21 protein-coding genes are annotated in these 21,463 nt (G+C 70.0%); 7 read left to right on the top strand and 14 right to left on the bottom strand.

Features of this window, described 5'->3' with window-relative positions:
- Position 1: 1 nt before the first annotated feature.
- Positions 2 to 2,707, top strand: a complete 2,706-nt coding sequence (locus ACQEU1_RS37270; protein ID WP_433212807.1) for a hypothetical protein — start codon at positions 2 to 4, stop codon at positions 2,705 to 2,707.
- Here ACQEU1_RS37270 and ACQEU1_RS37265 read toward each other — a convergent pair.
- From ACQEU1_RS37265 to infC, 5 genes are all read right to left on the bottom strand, one after another.
- A complete protein-coding gene (locus tag ACQEU1_RS37265) occupies positions 2,704 to 3,594 on the bottom strand; it encodes a S41 family peptidase (protein WP_433212804.1) in 891 nt (296 codons plus the stop codon). The two genes, ACQEU1_RS37270 and ACQEU1_RS37265, sit on opposite strands and share 4 nt — an antisense overlap.
- A gap of 36 nt (positions 3,595 to 3,630) precedes the next feature.
- Positions 3,631 to 4,473, bottom strand: coding sequence for a TrmH family RNA methyltransferase (locus ACQEU1_RS37260; protein WP_433216964.1), 843 nt, complete (start codon positions 4,471 to 4,473; stop codon positions 3,631 to 3,633).
- On the bottom strand, positions 4,470 to 4,859 hold the full coding sequence (gene rplT / locus ACQEU1_RS37255; RefSeq protein WP_433212801.1) for a 50S ribosomal protein L20: 390 nt from the start codon (positions 4,857 to 4,859) through the stop codon (positions 4,470 to 4,472). Before rplT ends, ACQEU1_RS37260 begins: the two co-directional genes overlap by 4 nt.
- A gap of 77 nt (positions 4,860 to 4,936) precedes the next feature.
- Positions 4,937 to 5,131, bottom strand: coding sequence for a 50S ribosomal protein L35 (gene rpmI, locus ACQEU1_RS37250; protein WP_086663968.1), 195 nt, complete (start codon positions 5,129 to 5,131; stop codon positions 4,937 to 4,939).
- A gap of 50 nt (positions 5,132 to 5,181) precedes the next feature.
- Positions 5,182 to 5,793, bottom strand: a complete 612-nt coding sequence (gene infC / locus ACQEU1_RS37245) for a translation initiation factor IF-3 (RefSeq protein ID WP_433212797.1) — start codon at positions 5,791 to 5,793, stop codon at positions 5,182 to 5,184.
- 302 nt (positions 5,794 to 6,095) lie between these two features.
- On the opposite strand from infC, the gene ACQEU1_RS37240 reads away from it, so the two are divergent.
- Positions 6,096 to 6,437 carry a DUF1844 domain-containing protein gene (locus ACQEU1_RS37240; RefSeq protein WP_166054225.1) on the top strand — a complete coding sequence of 114 codons (342 nt, stop codon included), beginning with the start codon at positions 6,096 to 6,098 and terminating at the stop codon, positions 6,435 to 6,437.
- Positions 6,438 to 6,476: 39 nt separating this feature from the next.
- Here ACQEU1_RS37240 and ACQEU1_RS37235 read toward each other — a convergent pair whose 3' ends face one another.
- The 6 genes from ACQEU1_RS37235 to ACQEU1_RS37210 form a co-directional block, all read right to left on the bottom strand.
- Positions 6,477 to 7,130 carry a hypothetical protein gene (locus ACQEU1_RS37235; RefSeq protein ID WP_433212793.1) on the bottom strand — a complete coding sequence of 218 codons (654 nt, stop codon included), beginning with the start codon at positions 7,128 to 7,130 and terminating at the stop codon, positions 6,477 to 6,479.
- Positions 7,127 to 7,717 carry a hypothetical protein gene (locus tag ACQEU1_RS37230; RefSeq protein ID WP_433212790.1) on the bottom strand — a complete coding sequence of 197 codons (591 nt, stop codon included), beginning with the start codon at positions 7,715 to 7,717 and terminating at the stop codon, positions 7,127 to 7,129. The genes ACQEU1_RS37235 and ACQEU1_RS37230 overlap by 4 nt, the downstream gene beginning before the upstream one ends.
- A 13-nt stretch (positions 7,718 to 7,730) precedes the next feature.
- The gene (locus ACQEU1_RS37225) at positions 7,731 to 8,111 is read right to left on the bottom strand and encodes a hypothetical protein (protein WP_433212787.1); all 381 of its coding nucleotides are present in this window, start codon (positions 8,109 to 8,111) and stop codon (positions 7,731 to 7,733) included.
- A gap of 67 nt (positions 8,112 to 8,178) precedes the next feature.
- Entirely contained in the window at positions 8,179 to 8,559 is a 381-nt protein-coding gene (locus tag ACQEU1_RS37220; RefSeq protein WP_189159655.1) for a RidA family protein, read from the bottom strand.
- Positions 8,560 to 8,570: 11 nt separating this feature from the next.
- A complete protein-coding gene (locus tag ACQEU1_RS37215) occupies positions 8,571 to 9,317 on the bottom strand; it encodes an IclR family transcriptional regulator (RefSeq protein ID WP_433212783.1) in 747 nt (248 codons plus the stop codon).
- Positions 9,318 to 10,283: a sugar kinase gene (locus ACQEU1_RS37210; protein WP_433212780.1), complete on the bottom strand. Its 966-nt coding sequence runs from the start codon at positions 10,281 to 10,283 to the stop codon at positions 9,318 to 9,320. It abuts the gene before it with no gap.
- Positions 10,284 to 10,380: 97 nt separating this feature from the next.
- Between ACQEU1_RS37210 and ACQEU1_RS37205 the strand changes: the two genes are divergently transcribed.
- The 4 genes from ACQEU1_RS37205 (at position 10,381) to ACQEU1_RS37190 (ending at position 17,732) form a co-directional block, all read left to right on the top strand.
- Positions 10,381 to 11,661, top strand: a complete 1,281-nt coding sequence (locus ACQEU1_RS37205; RefSeq protein ID WP_433212777.1) for an amino acid deaminase — start codon at positions 10,381 to 10,383, stop codon at positions 11,659 to 11,661.
- A gap of 13 nt (positions 11,662 to 11,674) precedes the next feature.
- Positions 11,675 to 13,258: an N-acyl-D-amino-acid deacylase family protein gene (locus tag ACQEU1_RS37200; RefSeq protein ID WP_433212774.1), complete on the top strand. Its 1,584-nt coding sequence runs from the start codon at positions 11,675 to 11,677 to the stop codon at positions 13,256 to 13,258.
- Complete coding sequence (locus ACQEU1_RS37195) at positions 13,255 to 14,658, top strand: GntP family permease (RefSeq protein ID WP_433212771.1); 1,404 nt, start codon at positions 13,255 to 13,257, stop codon at positions 14,656 to 14,658. The genes ACQEU1_RS37200 and ACQEU1_RS37195 overlap by 4 nt, the downstream gene beginning before the upstream one ends.
- Positions 14,659 to 15,644: 986 nt before the next feature.
- Complete coding sequence (locus ACQEU1_RS37190) at positions 15,645 to 17,732, top strand: alpha-galactosidase (RefSeq protein WP_433212768.1); 2,088 nt, start codon at positions 15,645 to 15,647, stop codon at positions 17,730 to 17,732.
- Positions 17,733 to 17,821: 89 nt separating this feature from the next.
- Here the strand turns inward: ACQEU1_RS37190 and ACQEU1_RS37185 are convergent, their stop codons facing one another.
- Together ACQEU1_RS37185 and ACQEU1_RS37180 are read right to left on the bottom strand one after the other, a co-directional pair.
- Positions 17,822 to 18,985, bottom strand: coding sequence for a hypothetical protein (locus ACQEU1_RS37185; protein ID WP_433212765.1), 1,164 nt, complete (start codon positions 18,983 to 18,985; stop codon positions 17,822 to 17,824).
- A gap of 73 nt (positions 18,986 to 19,058) precedes the next feature.
- Positions 19,059 to 20,216: an FAD-dependent oxidoreductase gene (locus ACQEU1_RS37180; protein ID WP_433212762.1), complete on the bottom strand. Its 1,158-nt coding sequence runs from the start codon at positions 20,214 to 20,216 to the stop codon at positions 19,059 to 19,061.
- A gap of 73 nt (positions 20,217 to 20,289) precedes the next feature.
- Here ACQEU1_RS37180 and ACQEU1_RS37175 point away from each other — a divergent pair, with 73 nt between their 5' ends.
- The gene (locus ACQEU1_RS37175) at positions 20,290 to 20,883 is read left to right on the top strand and encodes a TetR family transcriptional regulator (RefSeq protein WP_433212759.1); all 594 of its coding nucleotides are present in this window, start codon (positions 20,290 to 20,292) and stop codon (positions 20,881 to 20,883) included.
- Positions 20,884 to 20,887: 4 nt separating this feature from the next.
- Here the strand turns inward: ACQEU1_RS37175 and ACQEU1_RS37170 are convergent, their stop codons facing one another.
- Positions 20,888 to 21,355 (bottom strand): SRPBCC family protein, encoded by a 468-nt coding sequence (locus tag ACQEU1_RS37170; protein WP_433212756.1) that lies wholly within the window; start codon positions 21,353 to 21,355, stop codon positions 20,888 to 20,890.
- Positions 21,356 to 21,463 lie beyond the last annotated feature (108 nt).

Raw genomic sequence — 21,463 nt, 5'->3', positions numbered from 1 at the left:
CATGTCCGACTTCACCGCTGAGGACGCGGAAAGAGCGTTCCTCGACGCGTACAACATGCCCACCGGCATGCCGAAGCACGAGGCGCTGGAACGGGCCGCGCGGATGGCCGACTCGCTCGGGCACCTGCCGCTCGGGGTGTCGTGCCGGACCGCGCAGATCGACTCCGGCTACCACCTGGCGCGCTACGACCTGATGCTGTCGCCGTTCGCGTGGCTGCTGGCCGCCGAGCAGAAGGACCCCGAGGCGTTCAACGAGTACGAGATCCACCGGCTGAGCTGGTCGCACAAGTGGATCTTCTCCGGCCTGATGCGGGACCCGAAGTTCTCGCTGGAGCAGGTGCGGGCCGTGCTGGGGCAGCTCGCGGACCGCTACGGCAGCCGCGGGTTCTCGGTGCAGCCGGTGCACGGCGCGCGGGCGAGGTACGCGCAGCACGTCGGGGACGACGAGGCGCTCGCCGAGCACCTCGGCCGCTACCTCGCGGCGGAACGCGGGCCGATGTCGGACTGCGCGTCGTGCGTCACCGAGGGCCAGGTCTCGATGCTGTCGATCCTGGGCAGGCACGAGGAGGCCATCGCGCACGGCTTCGAGGGCCTCACGGTCGACACCGGCTGTTCCACGCAGCCGCAGGGCATCCTGTCGGCGCTGCTGTGGCCGTTGCTGAAGGCCGGTGAGCTGGAGAAGGCCGCGCAGGCGCACACGACGGCGTACCGGTTGATCAAGGACGACGAGATCACCTCGTACGTGCACCAGCACATCCGGTTCTGCGCGCTGACGGGCAACCTCGGGCGCGGCGAGGACATCCTGCGCCGGTCGCTGCACAAGGTGACGGCGGTGCAGCTGCCGTCCGACGAGCTGGCGTTCTGCACGAGCGCTTCCGTGCTGCTGCAACGGCTTGCGGCGGACACCGTGTTCGAGGTGCCCGGCGTCGGCACGCGCACGGCCGCCGAACTGCTCGACCGGCTGACGAAGCGGGCGGTCCAGCTCGCGAAGCAGTTCGACGCGCGCAACGGCACGACGTCGTCGCTCGACAAGCTCACCGAGACGCTGGAACGCGAGGACTACCCGGCCGTCGAGCTCGCCGTGCCCGCCGCCCCGGTGGCCGCCGCCGTCGAGGAGCAGGACGTGACCGGCGACCCGGTGGAGATCGCCGAGTCGATGGTGGCGCTGTTCGACCACGGCGACTTCGTGGCGGCGCGGCGCAGGCTCGACTCGCTGCCGGAGGACATGGACGCGTTGCTGCCGCCCGATCTCGCGGCGCACGCGGCCATCCGGCGGATGACGACCGGCGTGACGCCGTTCGACCGGGACCGGTTCACCGAGCTGCTCACCGCGCTGCCGCACGACATCGCGTTGCGCCACCAGGCCCGCGTGGCGGAGGGGCTCGAGGACGGCCAGGAGATCGCCGAGCGCTGCCTCGCCGAGGCCGAGTCCGACCACACCCGCGCCATCGCCGCGTTGTCGCTCGCCGACATCTACAACAACGCGCACGACCACGAGAAGGCCGGCGAGATGATCGCGCTGGCGTCCGCTTTGGACGTTCCGGCGCTGCGCGGGCACGCCGGGGTCGACGCCGCCGAACACCGTGCGCGGCAACAGGACCTCGAAGGCGCGTACACCGACGTCGTCGCCGTCATGGCTGGCGAGATGACGCCGAGCGCGCGGTTCAACGGCTTCCGGGTGCGGCTGCGGCTGGAGACGTTGCTGCGCAAGACAGACGAGGCGATGGCGACCGCGAAGGCGTACGTGGCCGCGTTCCCGCTGCCCGAACGCGCGGAGGCGGTCTGGCACCAGTGCGCCGCGATCCAGGAGCTGGACCAGGAGTCGGCGCACCTCGCCGAGCTGCGCGACGCGGTGGCGATCTCGCGCGTGCACCTCTCCGACGGCCACACAGCGGCGTTCTGCTTCACGCTGAGCGCCGGCTACGTGCAGACGAACCGGTTCGTCGAGGCCGCCGAGGTGCTGGAGGAGTCGCTGCGGCTGCTCCAGCCGGGCCAGGAGGACCTGCGCCTGCAGGTCGTGTTCCGGCTCGGCCAGGTGTGCCGCCAGCTCGGTGAGCTGCCCGCCGCCGAACGGCACCTGCGCGAGGCGTCCGACCTGCTGCCCGCCGACGAGATCGGGCGGCGGGCGTTCCTGCTCGACGCGCTCGCCTCCGTGCAGAGCAGGCTCGGCAAGCACGACGAGGCGACGGCGTCGTGGCGCGCGGGCGCCGCGCTGTGGCACCAGGAGGGCAACCTCTTCGAGGCGATCGGGTCGCTGGTCGAGCTGGCCTCGAACCTGCCGGAGGACGAGGTCACCGAGACGCGGGCGGCGCTGAACGAGGCCGAGGCGTTGCTGGTCGAGGTCGAGGACCAGCAGGAGGTCACCCGGCGCAAGGCCGAGATCGCCGCGATCCGGGCGTGGGTGCACGGCCAGGTGGGCGAGTTCGCGCTGGCGATGAAGCAGTACCGCGACGCCGAGGCGCTGGTGGTGTCGCTGGGAGACAAGGGATGGCGGGTGTTCGTCGTGCTGAAGGCGGCGAGCATGCTGCTGCGGTCGGACGACGCGGAAGGCGCGGAGGTCGAGGCTCGCCGCGCCGCGTCGCTGCTGCCGGACGACGAGCAGGCCGGGAACGTGCTGTCGGTGCTGTCGGAGGCGATGCGGCGCCAGAACAAGCCGTCTGGCACCGATCCCCTCGTGCGTGAACTGACTGCTCGCCTGGACAGTTAGCCGTTTTGGTTCGAGGTCGCCTTCTTGTAGGCGACCGCGAACGCCTCGTCGGCCGGCACCTGGATGTGCGGGACGACTCCGACGCCTTCCCAGTTCGTGCCCGAGATCGGGTTGATGGCGCGGCCGTTCGGCACCGCCGACTTGAGGTGCGGGCCCACCCGGTAGCGGTCGCCGGGATGCGCGCCGCCCTTGGTGGTCTCGCCGATCAACGTCGCGCGCTCGTTCTGCTGGAGGTTGTAGCTCAGCTCCTCCGCGCCGGAGAACGTGCGGGCGCTGGTGAGCACGTAGACCGGCTTCTTGCCGCCGAACTTCGGGCCCGGCACGTGCGGCAGCGTCCAGAACTGGTGGGTGGTGTCTTCCGGGCGGTTGTAGATGTCGTTGAGGTGCACCTGCTCGTCGAACAGGTAGCTGCAGACCAGCGCGACCGTGTGCGGGTCGCCGCCGCCGTTGTTGCGCAGGTCGATGATCAACGCGTTGGTGTGCGCGAGCAGCGTCATCGCGGCGATGATCGCCGGGGTGGCGATCTCGGCGTCGTGCAGCAGGCTCAGTTCGAGCAGGCCGACGTTGCCTTCGAGGCGTTCGAGCCTGCGGATGCCGAACGCGTCCTGCTCGGCTTCCTTCCGGTAGGCCACCGGGTCCCAGGCCGACTCCTGGCCGGTCTCGGGGACCTCCTCGGCGCTGTAGAGCAGGCGGAGGTGCTTGTCGCCGTTGACGGACTGGAGGTCGGCGGTCACGGCCGCCGCGAACGCCTCGTCATCGTCCACAGTGGAGTAGGCGCCCTCCTCGAGGCGGGCGCGCAGGACCTTCGCGATCTCGTTGGCCGTGTCCGGGAAGACGTAGTAGGAGGCGAGCTGGGAGCAGAGGAGTTCGATCTCGGGTTCGCGCACGGGCGCACGATAGCCGCGCGCCCGTGGCCCGTCAGCTCAATTCCGCTGATCCCGCGCGGAGCCGTAGAGGCAGACCGCGGCGGCCGTCGCGAGGTTGAGGCTCTCGGCGGCGCCGTACAGCGGCACCTTGAGCGACGTGTCGAGCTCGGCCTTCACCTCGTCGGGCAGTCCGTGCGCCTCGCTGCCGAACACCCACGCGGTGGGCTGCTTCAGCTCGCCCGCGACGGAGGCCTCGACCAGGTCCTGCTGCGCGTAGCCGTCGGCGCCCACGAGCCGCAGTCCGGCCCGGCGGCACGCCGCGAAGACCTCCGCCGCGTCGCGGGAGCGGGCGATCGGCAGGTGGAAGAGCGAGCCGGTGGAGGCGCGCACGCACTTGCCGTTGTGCGGGTCGACGGTGTCGCCCGCGAAGATCACCGCGTCGGCTCCGGCCGCGTCGGCGACCCGCGTGACGGTGCCCGCGTTGCCGGGGTCGGAGACGCCGTGGAGCACCGCGACGAGACGCGGGGTGCCCCGCAGCACGACGTCGAGCGGCTGCGGCACGGCGTCGCAGACCGCGACGATGCCCTGCGGCGTCACGGTTTCCGACAGCGAGTCCGCTGCCTTGTCGGTGACCTCGCTGATCCGGACACCCTGGTCGGCGGCCGCGTCGAGCAGCTCGGGGTTGCGGTCGGCGGCGATGGCGGTGACGAAGAGCTCGTGCACCTCGCCGCCACGCCAGGCGAGGGCCTCGCGCACGGCCTGGGCGCCCTCGACGAGGAAACGACCGGCCTTGTCGCGGCCCTGGCGGCGGGTCAGGTGGCGAGCAGCAACGACCCGAGGAGTCCGTTCCGTGAACGGATCTGCCTCGGGTCGGTGGTGCTTGCGAGCGTGCTGGCTCAGGCCTGGTCCCCGGCCGGAGCGTTCACGTCGGCCGGGAGCGCCTTGCGGGCGATCTCGACGAGCGCCGTGAAGGCGGTGGCGTCGTGGACGGCGAGGTCCGCGAGGATCTTGCGGTCGACCTCGACGCCGCCCAGGCGAAGACCCTGGATCAGGCGGTTGTAGGTCATGCCGTTCGCACGGGACGCAGCGTTGATGCGCTGGATCCACAGCTTGCGGAAGTCGCCCTTGCGCGCACGCCTGTCGCGGTACGCGTAGTTGAGCGAGTGGAGCACCTGCTCCTTGGCCTTGCGGTACAGCCTCGAGCGCTGGCCGCGGTAACCGCTCGCCAGCTCAAGGGTGGTACGACGCTTCTTCTGGGCGTTTACAGCCCGCTTGACGCGTGCCACGGGTCCATCCTGTCGATCTCATGGGGAACCGGCGTCGGGGGCCGGTTCCCGAATTAGCTAGGGGATGTCGAAGCGGGTCAGAGACCGAGCAGCTTCTTGATGCGCGGGGCGTCGTTCTCCGACACGACCGCGGTGCCGCTCATGCGACGCGTCACCTTGCTGGACTTCTTCTCCAGGATGTGGCGCTTGCCGGCCTTCTCCCGGAGGATCTTGCCGCTGCCGGTGACCTTGAAGCGCTTCGAGGTCCCGCTGTGCGTCTTGTTCTTCGGCATTTCCGTCCTCGTCTCGTGCTACCCACCGGGTCCGGGGGCGGGCGTGCGTCCTACGCCTCGTCCGAAGCGGTGTCCGCCTCGGGCGCGTCGTCGTCATCGTGCTTGACCACGCGCGGCTTGATGTTCTTGTGCGGCGCCAACACCATGATCATGTTGCGGCCGTCCTGCTTGGGGTTCGACTCCACGAAGCCCAGCTCCGCGACGTCCTCCGCCAGCTTCTGCAGAAGCCTGTAGCCGAGCTCGGGGCGCGACTGCTCGCGACCGCGGAACATGATGGTCACCTTGACCTTGTTCCCGTGCGAGAGGAAGCGGGCCACGTGGCCCTTCTTCGTCTGGTAGTCGTGCGGGTCGATCTTCGGGCGGAGCTTCTGCTCCTTGATGACCGTCAGCTGCTGGTTCCGACGCGACTCGCGAGCCTTCTGCGCGGTCTCGTACTTGAACTTGCCGTAGTCCATGAGCTTGCAGACCGGCGGGCGAGCCTGAGCGGCGACCTCGACGAGGTCGAGATCCGCTTCCTGCGCGAGTCGGAGCGCGTCCTCGATGCGAACGATCCCGACCTGCTCACCATTCGGCCCGACCAGACGAACTTCCGGCACCCGAATGCGGTCGTTGATGCGCGGCTCGGTGCTGACGGGTGCACCGCGGTTCGAGGGACTTGTCATTCACGTCCTTTGAGACTCGGTTGCGCCAAAGACAAGAGCCCCGTCGTCGATGTTCGACAACAGGGCCCGCTTCCAACCGATCTCACACCTGCCTGCTCGGACGCCCGTGCGCCCTGACTGCCAGGAGGACCGGACCCGGCCACCTCCAGAAGCGGTGATCGCGGGTGGGAGCGGGGCTCCACTTGCCGCTCTCGCACTCACGAGAGCTGGTCGCGTCGGAAATAGTAGCAGACGCTCTTGTCAACCCCCGAATCGCGGGCCTGTGACGTGGGCCGCCGCGAGCGTCTTGCTTGAATGTCGGCGTGACCGATCCGCTTGAAGACAGCGTCCGCGACCTCGGAGATGTGCCCAGCATCGAGGTCATCAGCAGGGCCGCGGTGATGCTGCTGTCCGCCGCCGCGGAGCGCCTGGGCCTCGCCGACCCCGACCCCGACAACTCGCCGCGCCGCGACCTCGACGAGGCCCGCCGCCTGATCACGGGCCTGGCCGGCCTCGTGACGGCCACGTCCGAGTACCTCGGCCCGCACGCCGCCCCGCTGAAGGACGGCCTGCAGTCGGTGCAGCGTGCGTTCCGCGAGGCCTCCGCCGTGCCGGACGAGCCCGGCCAGGGCCCCGGCGAGAAGTTCACCGGTCCCGTGTACTGACGGACGGGCCGGCTGCGGGCGAGCCCTCAGCCGGCCTGTTCACTCGGCGCGCACCACGATCGGTTCCCACGGCTCGGCCGTGATCTGGAAGACCGCGCTGGCGCGTTGCCCGGTCGCCGCGCGGAACGTGACGGCGTCGCCGTTGTGCAGCGGGCCGACGGCGAGGTGCTCGGCCGGCGGTTCGTCGTACTGCGAGAGCCCGAGCACCCGCGACCCCGGCACCACCGAGACGGTGAGCTGCTCGATGACGGCGGGCCCGCCGAAGTAGCTCAGCCGGAACTCGTCGGGCGCGCCGGGCGTGATGGCGAACGTGGGCATGCCGACGCGGCTGCGTTGCGCGGCGAGCGCCCCGACCAGCTCGCCGACCTGGGTCGCGGCCTGGTGGGCGGTGAGCTGCGCCTCGTCGGCGAGCATCCGCGACGCCGTGGCGGCCTCCTGCGACTGCCGCGCGGCCTCCTCCGCCTTGACGACGGCCTTCTTGGCCTCCTCCAGGGCGTTCTTGGCCTGCAGTGCGCTCGACGTGGCCTGTTCGACGGCCTTGCGCGCGGCCCGCGCCTCCTCCTGCGCCCTGACCACCGCCTCCTGCGACTGGCGGGCGGCCTCCTGCGCGTGCTTGGCCTCGCGGGCCTGCCACAGCGACACGGCCACCGCGCACATCGCGACCACCGCGGCGATCACCGACAGCGTGATCACGCCCGCACCCCCACGCTCGCGAGCTGGCGCCGGGCCAGCTCCTCGATCACGTCCACGTCCCCGGTCCGCCACGCGACGGCGGGGTCGCCGTCGAACTTGCCGAGCTCGCGCGGCGACAACGAGGTGAGCGCCCGCAACGCCAGCAGGTCGGGCTTGTCCCGCAGCCGCGCGGTGCTGGCGGCCTTGCGCGCGTACCGCAGCCGCAGCGGCAGCCACGTGATCAGCAGGAACAGCACGGGAATCACGACGAGCGCGGCGGCGAGCCAGAAAGCGCTGTCCTCGACCACGCCGATCTGCGCGTTGCCGGCACTGGTGAGCGTCTCGCCCGCCTTGGTGCCGTTGCCGAGCGCACCGGCCAGGTCCTCACCGACGAACGGCACGCCCCTGGCCTTGCCGGCGGCGTTCGCGAAGGCGTCCCGGATGCTGCCACCGGCGTTGACCAGCCCGTCGCCGGGCGCCCGCAGCTGGAGCACCCAGTCGTGGGCGGTGGTCGCCACCCAGATCCAGAGGGCGACCCAGCCGAGGGCGAGGAGGTCGGCGATCAGCTGACGCGTGAACCTGGCAGGTCTGTCCGCGTACCACTTCATACGCCGAATCGTGTCACGCGTCCGGGTGGTTCAGGTGTGCGCCTTGGCCCAACACGGCGTCGACGAACGCGCGCGGCGGCAGATATCCGTGGTCCCGCACGTAGTGCGCCACCAGCCTGGGGGCGGAGTAGCGGACCCCGCCCGCCTCGACGTGGATCTCGCCGCTGGCCAGGGGCAGGTCGTCGAACTGGTCGCCGTCCTCGCAGAACCCGCACCAGTGGAAGCCGCGCGCCATGTTCCGGGGGTTCTCCGCGAGGCGCCACAACGCCTCGGCCAGCCCGTCGGGCGCCGTGCCGGTCGGGAAGTCGTGCGGCGGGTCGAGCCAGCCCACGTTCACCATCGGCACGTCCGACGGGAAGTACTCGTACGGCGAGAGGTCCGGGTAGTGCGTCATGATTCTTCCCCCAGAAACGCGAAAACGGGGCGCGCCCACACCTGGGCACGCCCCGCAGCACGGTAGATCAGTCGACGACCGCGAGCGCGTCGATCTCCACCAGCAGACCGGCGGGCAGGCCGACGTACACGGTGGTGCGGGCCGGCGCCGGGTCCGTCACGAACTCGCCGTACACCTCGTTGAGCTCCGCGAAGTGCGCGGTGTCGGTGAGGTAGACGCGGATCATCACGACGTCGTCGATGGACGCGCCACCGGCCGCCAGCACCGCGTGCAGGTTCGCGAACGTCTGGCGGGTCTGCTCGGCGACCGTGGTGCCGACGATGTCGCCCGACTTCGGGTCGAACGCCACCTGCCCCGCCACCTGCAGGATGTTGCCCTTGCGCACACCCTGCGAGAAACGGGCCACCGGCTGCGGCGCGTCAGCGGTCTTGATCTCAACCTTGGACAACGGAACTCCCCTTATCTGGAAACATAACCGCACTCCGCGGAGGCGGCTTCGGCGGTGGCGAGCAGGTCGGGCAGGTGTCCCAGCAGGCCGTCGAAGTCGAGCAGCACCTTCGGCACGGACATCGAGACGGCCGCGAGCACCTCGCCGCGCGCGCCCTTGATCGGGGCCGCGATGCAGTGGATGAAGTCCTCGTGCTCGGAGTTGTCGACCGCGTACCCGTTGGCGCGCACGCGGTCCAGCTCGGCCAGGTAGGCGGCGGGACCGAGGATGGTGTTCTCCGTCAACCGAGGGAACTCCATGCCCGCCAGCACCTTCTGCAACGCCGGGCCGGGCAGGTCGGCGAGCAGGATCTTCGCGACGGCCGTGCAGTGCAACGGCGCGCGGCGGCCGATGCGCGAGTACATCCGCATCTGGTGCCGCGACTCGTACTTGTCGATGTAGATGACCTCACCGTCCTCGTAGGACGCGAGGTGGACGGTGTGGCCCAGCCGCGAGTTGAGGTCGCGCAGGGCGGCTTCGGATGCGCGGCGCACGTCGCGTTCCTCCAGCGCCAGGTTGGCGAGGTCGAACAACGCCGTGCCGAGTCGGTAGTGGTGCACGCCGTCGCGTTGCACGAACCGGTGCGACTCCAACGTCCGCAGCAGCCGCAGCGTCGTCGACTTGTGCACGCCGATCACGCCGGACAGCTCGTCCAGCGTCTTCGGGCCGCTCGCGAGCTGGCTCACCAGGGTGAGCGCTCTGTCGAGGCTCTGGCTCATCTACACCTCCAGGCGGGCTGCCGCCCAGGTCCGCGGGTCGGCGTGCAGCAGCGGAACCGTCACGTCGTCGGGGAGAGGATCTCCGACGTCCTCCGCGGTGAGCAAAGCGGACGCCGCCTGCAGGTGCCCGGCGCGCAGCCGCACCGACGGGCTCTGGTCCGCCAGGGTGGCCGCGAGGAACCCGGCGGCGAACGCGTCGCCGGCGCCGACAGGTTCGACGACCTCGACCTCGAGCGCCGGTTCGAAGAACGACGACCCGCCCTCCAGCAGCGTCGCGCCGTCCGCGCCCTGCTTCACCACGAGCGACACCGGGCCGGGCAGCAGCTTCCGCAGCCGCGCGGGGTCACCGGTCCCCCACACCAGCTCGGCCTCGTCGGCGCCGGCCAGCACGACGTCGGCCATGTCCGCCAGTTCGCGCAGCACGCGCGGGTCGCGGTCAGTCCACAGCGCGGGCCGCCAGTTCAGGTCGAACGAGATGCGGAACCCGTGCCGCGGCCGCCGCAGCAGCTCGCGCGTCATCGCGAGGCACGAGTCGGACAGCGCGGGCGTGATCCCGCTGAGGTGCACCAGCTGCACCTGCCCGAGCCCGAGCCGGTCGATCATCTCCATGCCCATGCCGGACGCCGCCGACCCGCGCCGGTAGTAGCGCACCGGGCTGCCGTGCGGCGAGGCCTCCTTGACGTAGAGGCCGGTGGGGCGCGTCGCGTCGATCCGCACACCGGACACGTCGACGCCGAAGCCGCCCACGGTGTCGAGCACGGCCCTGCCGAACGAGTCGTCGCCGAGCGCGCTCACCCACGACGCCCGCACACCGAGGCGCGTGAGGTGCACGGCGACGTTGGACTCGGCGCCACCGACGGCCCGGTGCCACGTGCGCACCAGATGCACGGGTCCGGGTTCAGCCGGAACCATCATCACCATGGTCTCGCCGAGGCACACGACACCGCCGACGTGTTCGAACCGCATGCGTGCTCCAGAGGTGTTCGTTGACGGCGGCGAGTCCGAATGCTACACAACTCAGCATCACATCGCGCAATGGGAGTTGCAAAATATGCAACAACTGATGGAGATGGACCTCTCGGCCGTCGCGGACATCAGGGCGGAAACGGTCAGCTGGCGCTTCAAGGGACTGCCGTCGAGCACGTTCGGGGCGAGCCTCGGCGAGGTCGCTGACCGGCGCCTCGACCTGTTCGCCGACGAGTTCGTCGGGCCGCTCGTCGTGCTGGACGCCGACGCGTTGACGCACAACCTGACGACGATGGCGAAGTGGTGCGACAACCACGGCGTCAAGCTGGCCCCGCACGGCAAGACGACGATGGCGCCGCAGCTCTTCCAGCGGCAGGTCGAGCACGGCGTCTGGGGCATCACCGCGGCCAACGCCTCGCAGCTGCGCGTCTACCGCGCGTTCGGCGTCTCGCGGATCCTGCTGGCGAACCAGCTGCTCGACCCCGCCGCGCTGCGCTGGCTGGTCGGCGAGCTCGACGCCGACCCCGGCTTCGAGTTCAGCTGCTGGGCCGACTCCGAGACCGGCGTCGCCCTGCTGAGCGAGACCTTGCAGGAGCTCCAACCGTCCCGGCCGGTCGACGTGATCGTCGAGCTCGGCGCCCCCGGTGGACGGACCGGCGCGCGCGACCTGGACACGGCGCTGGCCGTGGCGCGGGCCGTGGACCAGAGCCCGGTGCTGCGCCTCGTCGGCGCCGGCGGCTACGAGGGCGCGCTGGCGCACGACGCGTCGGAGTCGTCACAGGCCGTCGTGGACCGCTACCTGACCGACCTGCGCACGCTCACGTTGCGCCTCGCCGACGCCGGGCTGTTCGACGAGCTCGACTCGGTGATCGTCACGGCGGGCGGCAGCGCGTACTTCGACCAGGTGGCGGCGACGCTGTCCCAGCCGTGGCCCATGGCCGTCACGCCGGTGCTGCGCAGCGGTGCGTACATCACGCACGACGACGGCTTCTACCGCGGCATCTCGCCGTTCTCCCGGATCGACGGCGTGGAGCCGTTCCAATCGGCGCTCCGGGCGTGGGCCCAGGTGACGTCACGGCCGCAGCGCGACCTGGCGTTGCTGACGATCGGCAAGCGCGACGCGTCGTTCGACGAGGGACTGCCGGAACCGCAGCTCGTCCGCCGCCGCGACGGCGCGATCGCCCCGCTGAGCCAAGCACGGGTGACTGCCCTGAACGACCAGCACGCGTTCCTCGAGCTGGGGCCGGAGTCCACGGTCCGGGTGGGCGACTGGGTCGGGCTCGGCCTGTCCCACCCCTGCACGGTGTTCGACAAGTGGCAGCTCATCCCGGTCGTCCAGGGCACGACCGTGGTCGACCTGATCCGCACCTACTTCTAGAGGGAGTGCACCGATGGACGACGTCGTCCTGCGCGGACCGCTGATCGCCGACGGCACGGGCGCACCCGCCTATCGCGCGGATGTGTCGATCAAGGACGGCGTCATCACGTCGATCGGTGAGGGACTGAGCGCCACCAGGTCGATCGACGCGGACGGGCTGGTGCTCGCGCCGGGGTTCATCGACATGCACTCGCACTCGGACCTGCGCGTCCTCGCCGAGCCGGACCACCTGGCGAAGGTCTCGCAGGGCGTCACGACCGAGGTGCTCGGCCAGGACGGCCTGTCGTACGCGCCGGTGAACGACGAGGTGCTCGCGACGTTGCGCGGCCAGCTCGCGGGCTGGAACGACGACCCGCCGGGCTTCGACTGGAACTGGCGTTCGGTCGGCGAGTACCTCGACCGGCTCGACCGGGGCATCGCGGTGAACGCCGCGTACCTGGTGCCGCAGGGGACGTTGCGGATGCTCGTCGTCGGCTGGGACGACCGCACGCCGACCGAGTCCGAAATGGACACGATGAAGACCGTGCTGGCGCAATCGCTTGCGGAAGGCGCGGCGGGCATGTCGTCCGGGCTCACCTACACCCCGGGGATGTACGCGGACACGTCCGAGCTCGTGCAGCTGTGCGAGGTCGTCGGGCAGCACAACGGCTTCTACAGCCCGCACCACCGCAGCTACGGCGCGGGCGCGCTGGAGGCGTACGCCGAGATGGTGGACGTCTCGAAGCGGTCGGGCTGCGCGTTGCACCTCGCGCACGCGACGATGAACTTCCCGGTGAACAAGGGGCGCGCGCCCGACCTGCTGGCGTTGCTGGACGACGCGATCGCGGGCGGCGCCGACATCTCGCTCGACACCTACCCGTACCTGCCGGGCGCGACGTACCTCTCCGCGCTCCTGCCTTCGTGGGCCACGGAAGGCGGTCCGGACAGGGCGCTGGCGAGGTTGTCCGATGTGGACACCCGCGAGCGGATCCGCGCGGAGATCGAGGAAACCGGGTCGGACGGCTGCCACGGCGTGCCGGTCGACTGGGACTCCATCGAGATCAACGGCGTCCGCAACGACCGCAACGCGCACCTCGTCGGCGGCAGCGTGTCGCGGTCCGCGGCCCGGCTGGGACGTGCGCCGGCCGACCTGTACTTCGACGTGTTGGTCGACGAGCGAATGGGTACGTCCTGCCTCATGCACGTGGGCCACGAGGAGAACGTGCAGGCGATCATGAAGCATCCGGCGCACACGGGCGGCAGCGACGGCCTGCTCGTGGGCGACCGGCCGCACCCGCGCGCGTGGGGCACGTTCCCCCGCTACTTCGCGCGCTACGTCCGTGAACTGGGCGTGCTGAGCCTGGAGGAGTGCGTCGAGCACCTCACCGGCCGCGCGGCCAAGCGTTTGCGGCTCACCGACCGGGGTCTGGTCCGCGAGGGCTACGCGGCCGACCTGGTGCTGTTCGACCCCGCGACGATCGCCGACACGGCGACGTTCGACGAGCCGCGACAGCAGGCCGCCGGCATCCCGCACGTCTTCTGCAACGGGGTGACGGTGATCGACGACGGAACCGCCACCGGCTCATTGCCAGGCCATTCACTCAGGAGCCGCCCGTGATCGACTGGTTGCAACACTCAACAGGGGGCTTGCTCACCCTCGCGGTAGTCAGCATCGCGGTGCTGCTGCTACTGATCATCAAGTTCAAGGTCGAGCCGTTCATCGCGTTGATCGTCGTCGCGCTGCTGGTGGCGTTGTTGGCAGGCGTGCCGGTGGAGGCGCTGGTCGGCTCGGCGCAGAAGGCGTCGGACTCGTTGCTGGAGAAGGGCTTCGGCTCGATCCTCGGCCACATCGCCGCGATCATCGGCCTCGGCACCCTGCTCGGCGCGATCCTCGAGGCGTCCGGCGGTGCGCAGGTCCTGATGGACAAGCTGATGACCGCGTTCGGCGAGAAGAAGGCGCCGGTCGCGATCGGCCTGGCCGGCCTGATCTTCGGCGTGCCGGTCTTCTTCGACATCGGCATCTTCGTGCTCGCGCCACTGGTCTACGTGGCGGCGAAGCGCTCCGGCAAGTCGATCGTGCTGTTCGCCATGCCGTTGCTGGCAGGACTCTCGGTCATGCACGCGTTCATGCCACCGCACCCAGGACCAGTGGCGGCGGCCGGTCTGCTGGGTGTGTCCCTCGGCTGGATCATCATCATGGGCCTCGCGGTGGCGCTCCCGTCGTGGTTCGTCGGCGGCGTCCTGTACTCGTACTGGATCGGCAAGCGCATCAACGTGCCCGTCCCGGAGGAGATGCTGGCGGCGGCCGAGGTGGCGCGGGCGGAGAACGGCGGCGACGACCGCGACCCGCCGTCGCTGGGCCTGGTGCTGGCGATCATCGGCCTGCCACTGGTGCTGATCCTCGCCGGCACGTTCGGCTCGATCCTGCTGACCAAGGGCTCCCGCCTGTACTCGGTGGCAACGTTCTTCGGCACCCCCGCAGTCGCCTTGACGATCTCGGTCCTCCTGGCGTTCTGGCTGCTGGGCTTCCGCCGGGGCATGACCCGCGAGAAGGTCGCGGAACTGTCCAGCGCGTCCCTGAAGCCGGTAGCGATGATCCTGCTCGTCGTCGGCGCCGGCGGCTTCTTCGGCGCCGTCCTGGCCGCAACGGGCATCGGCAAGACGCTGGCGAACGAACTGTCGGGCATCGGCCTGCCGGTCATCGCACTGGCGTACGTGATCAGCTGCGTGATCCGCATCGCGCAGGGCTCGGCAACGGTCGCGATCGTGACGACCGCGGGCATCGTCGCCCCGGTGCTGGCAGACCTGAACTACTCACAACCGCAACTAGCGCTGGTCGTCATGGCCATCGCGTCCGGCTCGATCATCGCCTCGCACGTGAACGACGGCGGGTTCTGGATCGTGTCGCGGTACTTCGGGCTGTCGGTGAAGGAGACACTGCAGTCGTGGACGGTCCTCGAAACGATCCTCTCGGTGGTCGGTTTCGCGGTGGCCGCGCTGCTCAGCCTGGTCGTCTGACCGCGTTCGAACCGCTTCACTCGTGGTGGCGGCGAGATGTTCCTCGCCGCCACCACGGCGACCGCACGGCAAGCGCGGTAGCGGACGGCGCGACTGACGCAGTGGCTGGGCAGTCGCTGACGGTAGGTTCTTGATCGCGAGTTATCCACAGGCTTGCACTGCGCTGACCTGGCAATATCCGGTTTCGGGTAGCCTGTGGACAACGCGGGAACCAAAACCGGCGGTCGCGCGTTGCGTCATATGGAATCGCGCGGGGAGCAGCCGTGCCAGCGAGCCAGAACGTCGTCGGCACGCCCACTCCCAGCTGTCCGGGCCGAACAGTCGGCAGCCGCGAACGGCACGGCCTCGGCACGCTCGAACAGCACAGCCTCGGCACGGTCCCGAACGGCACAGCTTCGGCACGTTCTCGGCCACGCCGGACCCGGCCCGCGACGGCGCGACGCACTGCCGCGCCAAGCTCACCGGCTCCGCAGAGGACGTGCCCAGGCCGTCGCGACGCGGGCGCCGGGCTGCAGCCGGCGAGCCGTCAAACCAGCGCCGGGCTGCAGCTAGCGAGCCGCCAAACCCGAGCCGCCAAACCTGGACCGGCCGGCCAAGCCCCACCCGGCGCTGGCCAAAGTCCGCGACCTGGCCAAGCCCGAACCGGCTCCGGCCCGAGGTCCGCGACCCAGCCAAGCCCGAACCGCCCCCGGCCGAGGTTCGCCACCCAGCCAAGCCCGAACGGGCTCCAGTCGAGGTTCTCGACCCGGCCGAGCCCGAACCGGCTCCAGTCGAGGATCTCGACCCGGCCGAGCCTGAACCGGCCCCGGCCGAAGTCCGTGACCTTGCCAAGCCCGTACGAACTCCCGGCCGAGAGGCCCGCGACCAGGCCCGCAACCGCCAGCCAAACCGAACGTAACTCAACAATCCCCAACGCTTGACAACACCCCGCCCACATCTGAGGATCGGCGCAATGTTCATTTGTGTTTGATGTGGACGGGGCCCGCATGAGCAACACGGAGGTCGTGCACCTGCACGACGACACCTCCAGCGTCGTCATCTCGGTCCAGGGCGCGAGCCTGCCGGTCGTGACGCACTGGGGGCGCACGCTCGGAGACGTCGACCAGGCAGCGTTGCGCGGCCTGATCGGTGCCGTGTCGTGGACCAACCCCAACAACGCGCCCGACGAGCCGATTCCGCTCGCCCTGCTGCCCGACGCCGGTGCCGGGTACCTCGGCCGCCCCGGGCTGCGCGGCCACCGCGGCGGCGAGCACTTCGCGCCCTCGCTAGCCGTGACCTCGTACGGCCACGAGGGTTCGATCTTCCGGTACACCGCCGCCGACGAGGCCGCCGAGCTGACCGTGACCGGCATTCTGGAGCTGTTGCCGTCCGGGATGCTGAGGGTCCGGCACGTCGTGCGCAACGACGGCTCGACGCCGTATTCGGTGGAGGGCCTCGAGACCGCGTTGCCCGTTCCGGCGCACGCCGCCGAACTGCTCGACTTCACCGGGCGGTGGAGCCGGGAGCGGTCGCCGCAGCGGCAGGCGTTCCTGCACGGGTCGTGGGTGCGGGAGAACCGCCGCGGGCGCACCGGGCACGACGCGACGATCGGGTTGCTGGCGGGCACGCCGGGGTTCTCGTTCCGCGACGGCGAGGTGTGGGCGGTGCACGTGGCGTGGAGCGGCAACCACGTGACGTACGCGGAGAACCTGGTCGACGGCTCGCCCGTGCTAGGTGGTGGCGAGCTGTTGCTGCCGGGCGAGATCACGCTGGCTCCCGGCCAGGAGTACGAGTCGCCGTGGGTCTACGCCGCCTACTCGTCCCAGGGCATCGACGGCATCAGCGCCGCGTTCCACCGGCAGTTGCGGGAGCGGTCGCTGCGGCCGCGGCCGGTCGTGCTGAACACGTGGGAGGCCGTGTACTTCGACCACGACCTCGCGCGGCTGACGTCGTTGGCGGACACGGCCGCCGCCATCGGGGTGGAGCGGTTCGTGCTGGACGACGGCTGGTTCCGGCACCGCCGGGACGACTCCGCCGGGCTCGGCGACTGGTTCATCGACGAGACGGTGTGGCCCGAAGGGCTGTCGCCGTTGATCAAACACGTGCGGGCGCTCGGCATGGAGTTCGGGCTGTGGTTCGAGCCCGAGATGGTCAACACCGACTCGGACCTCTACCGCGCGCACCCGGACTGGGTGCTCGGGCCGCGCGCCGGGGTGCTGCCGCCGTCGTCGCGCAACCAGCAGGTGCTCAACATCGCGCATCCCGAGGCGTACGCGTACATCCTCGAACGGGTGTCGTCGGTGCTGGCGGACAACGACATCGCGTTCGTGAAGTGGGACCACAACCGCGACCTGATCGGGTCGCGCGTGCACGAGCAGACGGCCGCGTTCTACCGGTTGCTGGACGAACTGCGGTTGCGGCACCCGAACGTGGAGATCGAGAGCTGTTCGTCCGGTGGCGGGCGAATTGACCTCGGTGTGCTTGCGCGCACGGACCGCGTGTGGACGTCGGACTGCAACGACGCGTTGGAACGTCAGCTGATCCAACGGTGGACGGGCGTCTTCTTGCCGTTGGAGCTGATGGGCGCGCACGTCGGACCGACGAAGTCGCACACCACGGGCCGTGTGCACGACCTGTCGTTCCGGGTGGCCACGGCGATGTTCGGGCACTTCGGCATCGAGTGGGACATCAACTCGGCGACCGACGAGGAACGCGCCGGGCTCCAGTCCGCGATCGAGTACTACAAGGACGTGCGGTCGTTGCTGCACAGCGGTGTCGTCGTGCGAAGCGATCACCCGGACCCCTCGGCGTGGGTGCACGGCGTCGTCGCGCAGGACGGGTCCGAGGCGTTGTTCGGCTACGCGCAGCTGACGACGACGGTGCAGAACAAGCCGCGCCGCGTCCGGTTGCCGGGACTGGACCCCCGGCGCACGTACCGGGTCACGTTCGACGCCCCGGCCGGGTATCCCGTGTTGTGCCAGCGGCAGCCCGCCGGCTGGGAACCGTTGGAGCTGCCCGGTTCCGTGCTGTCGGAGGTGGGGATCCAGCTGCCGGTGCTGGAGCCGGAGCAGGCGGTCCTGGTGCGTCTCAAGTAGGAACGGCCCCGGCGGCGTCGAGACCGCCGGGGCCTCCCCCGGAGAAAAGCCCCGGCGGAACGAGACCGCCGGGGCTTCTCCCTCCCCTCTTACCGGCCGGCGCGCGATCCGTCGGCCTTGGTGGCCCACCACTTTCCGCCAACGCCCTGCCCGTTGGCTTCACCGCAGACCTTGTCCCCTGCGAACAGGTACTGCGGCCACCCCGCGATGGTGAGCTGCTTCTTCCCGTCCCGCTCGATCGTCCCCACGAGCGAGGCGTCCACGCCCTGCACCTGGAAGCCCTCGTCGACGAAAGCGGGCGGCCACTGTGCCGCACACCCGCCGGAGCAGTTGCTCGTCGGCGGTTCGGCGGAGTCGTCGTCGAACCGGTAGAGCGTCATGCCGTCCTTGTCGGTGGCGACGACGCCCAGGTTGCCGACGGCCGCGCTGGTGAGCGCGATCGCCTCGTTCTGCTGGGCCTTCTTGCCGTCGGTGGCCGTGGCGAACCACTTCGCGACCGTGACGCCCTTGGCCTCACCGGGCTTGGTGTCGTTCTTGAACGTGTACTGCGGCCAGTTCGCGACCGTCAGCTGCTTTTTGCCGTCGGCGCGGGTGATGGTGCCGAGCAGCTTCGCGTCGATGCCCTTCACACGGGGCGTGTCGCCGTCGACGATCACCGGCGGCCAGGTCTCCGCGCAGCCACCGTCGCAAGTGGACGCCGGAGGCTGGGCCGTGTCGCCGTCGAACCGGTAGAGCGTGAGGCCCGCGTTGTTGGTCAGCACCGCGCCGAGCCCGGTGACGACACCGGTCCGTGCCGTGAGCTGGGTGCGCGCGCCGTCCTTGGCCGTCGCGAACCACTTGCCCTGCAGGCCCTGGCCCTTGGTCTCGCCCGGCTTGGTGTCCTTGGCGAACCGGTACTGCGGCATGCCGCCGACGGTGAGCTGGCGGCTGCCGTCCTTGCGGACGATGGTGCCGACGAGGTTCCGGTCGACGCCTTCGAGGCCGAAGTCCTCGCCGGAAACCGTGGCGGGAGGCCAGGTCGCGGCGCACTCACCGTCGCAAGTGGACTCGTTGGGCTTGTCGCCGTCGAACCGGTAGAGGGTGAAGCCCTGGTCGTCGGTGATGATGTCGCCGAGGTCCTGGATGCCGGCGGTCTTGAGCGCCACCGCCCCCTGCTGCTGTTGCTGTGCCACCGGCTTCGTCTCCGGCGTGGCCGCGCAGGCGGTCAGTGCGATCAACCCCAGCGCGACGACCGCAACGGTCTTGCGGATCATCTTGAACCTCCTGGCTCGTGCCCTCCAACGCCACTCACACGCAGCGGGAGCCAGAACGGTTCAAACTTTTTTCTCAGAACATCGCGCGCTTGAGCGCGGGCACGGCGCTCGCGGTCCTGAGCACGGTCTTGAAGATCGTCCGCGCGACCGGTCCACCGTCCGCGAACTGGCGTGCCGCCTTCAACGAGTCGCGCACGGCCGCGAAGCCGTAGTCGTACATCTCCTTCTCGTAGCGGGCGATCGCGTCACCGCCCTCGGCGATGCAGCGCGCCAGGAGGCGTGCGTCCTTCAGCGCGATGTTGGCCCCGATGCCCCGCATGGGTGTCATCGCGTGGATGGCGTCGCCGAGCACCGTGACGTTCGTGGGCTGCCAACGGCCGATGGGCTTCGACGACCGCAGGCGCCACTCGCTGACGGTCTCCCGCGGCGACGCCTCGACGATCCTGGTCAGGTACGGGCTCCACCTCGCGATCCGGCGCAGCACCTCGGCCTTCAGATCCTGTCCATCGTGGACGGTCAGGTCGGCCGCCGCGTAGGCCCACATCAGGTAGGGACGCACGTTGTCGAACAACAGGTCGTCCTCGTCCGTGACGCCCAGCCCGTCGTGCGCGGCGAGGAACATGCCGGCCCTGGTGGTCGGGATGATCGTGTTGGCGCGGTCCACGAGGTCGCGCGGCACCCAGTCGTGGTCGTCGAGGAACAGCTTGCCCGCGATCGCCGTGACGCCGATCTTCTCCGTCCCGGCGTGCGGGAGGTACTGCTGCCGCACACGCGACCTGATGCCGTCCGCGCCGACCAGCAGGTCACACGACTCGATGCCGCCGTCCTCGAAGTGCAGCTTGATGTCGTCACCCTGCTCGTAACGCTCAAAACGTCTGCCGAACCGCACGTCCAGGCCGTCGAGCAGCACCTGCCGCAACGTGATCCGGCTGGCCGAGTAGTGCTTCTCCTCCTCCGGGTCGAGCACGAGCAACGGCCGCAGCCGCTGGTCCAGGAACCCGAACCCGTTGCCGCCCGACCCCGCGCTCCGCTCGAACCGCTCCCAGCTCGCCGCCGGCAGGCACTCCCTCAACGCAGCGGCACCGTCGGGGTTGATGTGCACCCGATACCCCTGCAGGCGGTCCGTGCGCGACAGATCACGCTCGTACACCGCCACGTCCACGCCGGCCTTGCGCAACCCGTGCGCCAGACACAGCCCGCCGATTCCCCCACCGATCACCGCGATTCGCATGAGCCCAAGTTTCAACCGCACGGTTGATTAAGTCAACCCAATGGTTGATAAAGCCGTCGGCTACCGTGACGACGTGGATCAACGCCGCTCCCCCAGCGCCTCGGAACGCAAGCGCGACCCGGAACGCACGCGGGCCCTGCTCCTCGAAGCGGCCGCGGCGGAGTTCGGCGCGAAGGGCTACGCCGCCACGCGCACCACGGACATCGCGGCGCGGGCAGGCGTGAACAAGCAGCTGATCTCGTACTACTTCGGCGGCAAGGAAGGCCTGTACAAGGAGCTCGCCACGAGCTGGCACGGCTCGGCGGAGGAACTGGCGAGCCGCAGCCAGTCGCTGGACGAGGTCGTCTCCGGGTTCGTCATGACGACGCTCACCGACCACGGCCGCATGTGGGCGTGGGCCAACCTGGCCGGCGACAGCCCGCCGACCGACGAGGCGTTCTTCCAGGGCCAGGTGGAGGAGATGCGCAAGCGGCAGGAGGCAGGCGAACTGCCCGCCGGGATGGAGCCCGCGTTCCTGCTGTTGGCCCTGATGGCGGCGGCGTCAGCGCCGTTGACGTTGCGGCAGAGCGCCGGCCAGATCACCGGCCAGGACCCCGCGACGCCCGAGTTCGCCGCGAAGTACGCGGAACAGCTCGGGATTCTGGTGCGGCACCTGTCGGGCCGCTGACGGGTCAGGACTCGCGGCGGGACGCGGCCTTGGCTTCGAGGACCTGCTTCAGGCCCTTGAAGCCGCCGCGCATCATCATGTCGTGGTTGCCGCGGAAGAACGGCTTGGCGATCAGCACCAGGCGGCGCAGCAACGCCTTGTTGACCACGACCTCCTGCTCGAACATGAGGTCGGTGCCGCCGTCACGGCCGGTGATCTCCCAGCTCGCATAGCCTTCGAGATCGCCGGACAGCGTGGCGCGCAGCAGGCCCGCCTGCTGGCTGCGGATGCTGTGCTTGACCTGCACGACCAGGTCGAACGGCAGGAACGACCGGCAGCGGAGCTCGCCGGACTCCTCGTCGAACTTGGTGGCCTTGCGGATCTCACGCCACCACAGGGGGTAGTTCGCGATGTCCGACAGGACCTCGTACACCAGGTCGGGAGGCGCGTCGACGTGCCACACGCTGCGGAAGCGATAGCGGTTGAGTGACACGGCCGCCATCATCCAACATCCCTCGTCGGAGTGACAGGTCCTGGAGAAAAGTCACAACAGACCGGGAATTCCTCACGGCGTGTCATATGGCTCTAGCGGGGCTCAAGT

Origin of the sequence: Lentzea sp. CA-135723 (assembly GCF_050936595.1) — a bacterium.
Lineage (GTDB): Bacteria > Actinomycetota > Actinomycetes > Mycobacteriales > Pseudonocardiaceae > Lentzea.
The sequence above is the reverse complement of the archived record's forward strand: the minus strand, read 5'-3'. Positions and strand labels throughout refer to the sequence as shown.

Bases quoted from the DNA above. Each gene is read 5' to 3' on its own strand.
- infC (WP_433212797.1), bottom strand. From the start codon at position 5,793: ATGACAAGTCCCTCGAACCGCGGTGCACCCGTCAGCACCGAGCCGCGC.
- rpmI (WP_086663968.1), bottom strand. From the start codon at position 5,131: ATGCCGAAGAACAAGACGCACAGCGGGACCTCGAAGCGCTTCAAGGTC.
- ACQEU1_RS37270 (WP_433212807.1), top strand. From the start codon at position 2: ATGTCCGACTTCACCGCTGAGGACGCGGAAAGAGCGTTCCTCGACGCG.
- ACQEU1_RS37230 (WP_433212790.1), bottom strand. From the start codon at position 7,717: ATGAAGTGGTACGCGGACAGACCTGCCAGGTTCACGCGTCAGCTGATC.
- ACQEU1_RS37210 (WP_433212780.1), bottom strand. From the start codon at position 10,283: ATGCGGTTCGAACACGTCGGCGGTGTCGTGTGCCTCGGCGAGACCATG.
- ACQEU1_RS37185 (WP_433212765.1), bottom strand. From the start codon at position 18,985: ATGATCCGCAAGACCGTTGCGGTCGTCGCGCTGGGGTTGATCGCACTG.
- ACQEU1_RS37225 (WP_433212787.1), bottom strand. From the start codon at position 8,111: ATGACGCACTACCCGGACCTCTCGCCGTACGAGTACTTCCCGTCGGAC.
- ACQEU1_RS37180 (WP_433212762.1), bottom strand. From the start codon at position 20,216: ATGCGAATCGCGGTGATCGGTGGGGGAATCGGCGGGCTGTGTCTGGCG.
- ACQEU1_RS37205 (WP_433212777.1), top strand. From the start codon at position 10,381: ATGGAGATGGACCTCTCGGCCGTCGCGGACATCAGGGCGGAAACGGTC.
- ACQEU1_RS37215 (WP_433212783.1), bottom strand. From the start codon at position 9,317: ATGAGCCAGAGCCTCGACAGAGCGCTCACCCTGGTGAGCCAGCTCGCG.
- ACQEU1_RS37200 (WP_433212774.1), top strand. From the start codon at position 11,675: ATGGACGACGTCGTCCTGCGCGGACCGCTGATCGCCGACGGCACGGGC.
- ACQEU1_RS37190 (WP_433212768.1), top strand. From the start codon at position 15,645: ATGAGCAACACGGAGGTCGTGCACCTGCACGACGACACCTCCAGCGTC.